Origin of the sequence: Streptomyces sp. AF1A, assembly GCF_047340315.1 — a bacterium.
In the GTDB taxonomy this organism is placed as follows: Bacteria; Actinomycetota; Actinomycetes; order Streptomycetales; family Streptomycetaceae; genus Streptomyces.
The window spans coordinates 1-2,827 of record NZ_JBLEBI010000334.1; the positions used below are offsets into that span (position 1 = coordinate 1).

General features: G+C 74.0%; 3 protein-coding genes. 2 read left to right on the forward strand and 1 reads right to left on the reverse strand.

Annotated features, from left to right (window positions below; translation table 11 throughout):
• On the reverse strand, window positions 1–680 hold a 680-nt coding region (locus tag ACLU3S_RS36520), incomplete at its 3' end, for a DUF6215 domain-containing protein (protein WP_413956275.1).
• A 198-nt stretch (window positions 681–878) separates the two neighbouring features.
• On the opposite strand from ACLU3S_RS36520, the gene ACLU3S_RS36525 reads away from it, so the two are divergent.
• A complete protein-coding gene (locus tag ACLU3S_RS36525; RefSeq protein WP_413956277.1) occupies window positions 879–1,676 on the forward strand; it encodes an oxygenase MpaB family protein in 798 nt (265 codons plus the stop codon).
• A gap of 118 nt (window positions 1,677–1,794) precedes the next feature.
• The coding region (locus ACLU3S_RS36530; protein WP_413956276.1) for a serine/threonine-protein kinase at window positions 1,795–2,827 on the forward strand (1,033 nt) is incomplete at its 3' end.

Here is a 2,827-nt window from a genome sequence, read left to right on the forward strand (position 1 = left end):
GAGGCCCACCCCGGGACGGTCGGCAGCACCTTCTCGGCGACGCGGAGCAGCACCGCGTCGTCGGGCAGGACGCCGTCCGAGCGCCACAGGCTCACCTCGAGGGAGCCACCGCTGTCCTTGGCGTCCAGGGCCACGGCGAGGGTGCGGACCGGGACCCCCGGACCGCTGTCGCTGTCGCCTCCGTCGAGGCGGAACCTGATACGGATGGTCCGGTCCGTGTACAGGACGCCCGGACGGCCCAGCACCGTCCGCTGCCGCGCGCCGCTGCCCAGAAGCGTGACGGCCCCGGTCACCGGAAAGCGGTCATAGGTGGCCGACAGTGTCACCGTGAAGCTCTCGAACTCGACCCGGGCCGAAGGAGTGGCGATCTCCCTGCCGTCGGCGAGCCTGAGGGAACCACCGCTGCCACTCGCGGAGTTCGGCTTCTCGCCCGGCGTGCCCAGGAGTTCGGGCAGGTCGGCGCGGTTCAGTGCCGCGCACAGCTGCGCCCCGGAGACCCGGCGAGGCGCATGGCCCGGGGCCTTGCCGTGCTCGCCGCCCGAGCACTTGGCGGGCGAGGGGGCGCGGTCCGAGGACGCGGTCCGTCCGAGCAGCCACAGGCCGAGACCGAGTACCGGTACCAGCAGCAGCGCCGCTGTGGCCTGTCTCCACGCACCCGGCGTGTCGATGTCGTCCGCCATGTCCCCCACCTGCCAAGATCCCCCGACGGTCGCCTGGACCCTAGCCGTTGATCACCGGGCGGGCAAGGAATCCGGTGCCCCGGGCGCTTGGAGGAACGCGCCACAGGGAACCTTCGGCCTGTGACACCCACAGGCTCCGGTCACACGGCGGGCGCGGGCGACCCCGGGCTGTTCACGCCGGACTCCGTGACCTGGCAGATGCACGGCGACCCCATGATGTGGGTCGCCGGCATCCGCGCGCTCTACCTCCAGGCCCTCCACCCGCGCGCGGTCCGCGGTGTCCTGCAGAACTCCGACTTCCGCAACGACGCGTGGGGCCGGCTCATGCGCACCGCGAACTTCGTCGGCACGACCACCTACGGCACGACCGACGACGCCGAACGCGCCGGCGCCCGCGTCCGGAAGATCCACACCATGCTGACGGCGACCGACCCCGACACCGGCGAGCGCTACGGCGTCGGCGACCCCGCGCTGCTGCGCTGGGTGCACTGCGCGGAGATCGACTCCTATCTGCACGTCCTGCGCCGCTCCGGCTTCCCGGTCACCGACGCCCAGGCCGACCGCTACATAGCCGAACACCGCGTCAGCGCCCGCCTGGTGGGCCTCGACCCGCGGACCGTGCCGGCGAGCCGGGCGGAACTCGCCGCCTACTTCGCGCGGGTGCGCCCGGAGCTGACCGCGGGACCCGAGGCCCGCGTGGTGGAGGACTTCCTGCTCCGTCCGCCGACGCACCCCCTCCTGCTCCCGCTGCGGGAGGCGCTGTGGCGGCGTGTGGCGCATCTGGCGTACGCCGCCCTGCCGCCGTACGCCCACGCGCTGTACGGCAGACCGGCCCCCGCACCCGCCGTCGTCACCCGTCGGCTGCGGACGACCGGCGCCCTGCTGCGGCGGATTCCCGCACGGGTGCGCTGGCAGCTGCCGCCCAAACACATTCTGCGCGCGATGGCGCGGCTCGGTCCGGACGCCCGGCCGGCACCGTACAAACTCGGGCGATAGGCCGCCATACTGGACGGGCGGGGGAGTGCGGCACGGACCGGGCCGAGGCGGGCGGCCGGCGCGGCGCGGTGAGGGCTCTTCGGGGCGGGGCGGACGGCGACGGGGGCGGCGGATCGCTATGGGGGAGAACAGGCTGGTCCAGGGCCGGTACCGGCTGCTCGAGCTGATCGGCCGGGGCGGGATGGGCGAGGTGTGGCGGGCCCGGGACGAGTCGCTGGGCCGGCCGGTCGCGGTCAAATGCCTCAAGCCGCTCGCCCCGTACGACGATCCGTCGGCCACCCGCGCGCTGCGGGAGCGGTTCCGCCGGGAGGCCCGGGTGGCCGCCGCGCTCTCGCACCCGGGAGTGACCGTGGTCCACGACTTCGGCGAGTTCGACGGGGTGCCGTATCTGGTCATGGAACTGCTGCAGGGCCGTGACCTGAGCCGGTTGCTGGAGGACAGCCACGGGCATCCGCTGCCCGTGCACGACGTGCTCGACATCGCCGGCCAGGTCGCCGCGGCCCTCGCCCACACGCATCGGCAGGGCGTGGTGCACCGGGACCTGAAACCCGCCAACCTCGTGCGGCTGTCCGACGGCACCGTGAAGATCTGCGACTTCGGCATCGCCCGCCTCGGCGAGGACATCGGTTTCACGGCCCGGCTGACCGCCGGAGTCGCGCTCGGCACCCCGCACTACATGTCGCCGGAGCAGATCGGCGGCGACGCGGTCGACCGGCGCAGCGACCTGTACTCGCTGGGTTGCGTGCTGTACGAAATCGCCACCGGGTCACCGCCGTTCGACCTGGGGGACACCTGGGCGGTCCTCGTCGGCCACCGCGACACCCTGCCCCGGCCCCCGCGCGAACGGCGTCCCGACCTGCCCGCCCACCTCGACCGCGTCATCCTCGACCTGCTGGCCAAGCGTCCCGAGGAACGGCCGTACGACGCAGAGGAGTTGCTCCGCCGGCTCGGGTCCGGGCGGGACACGTCCGGGTGCGTGCCGCTGTCGACGGCGCCCGGTGCCACGGCGGTTTCCGTGCCGGCCCGGACCGGGGGCGCGGCAGCCTCCCACCCGACCGTCCCGGGGCTGTCACCGGCGTTCACGGGCTCACCCCGGACCCGTCTGCCGTCCTGGACCCGGGGCATGACCACCGGGCACAAGGCGCTGGGAC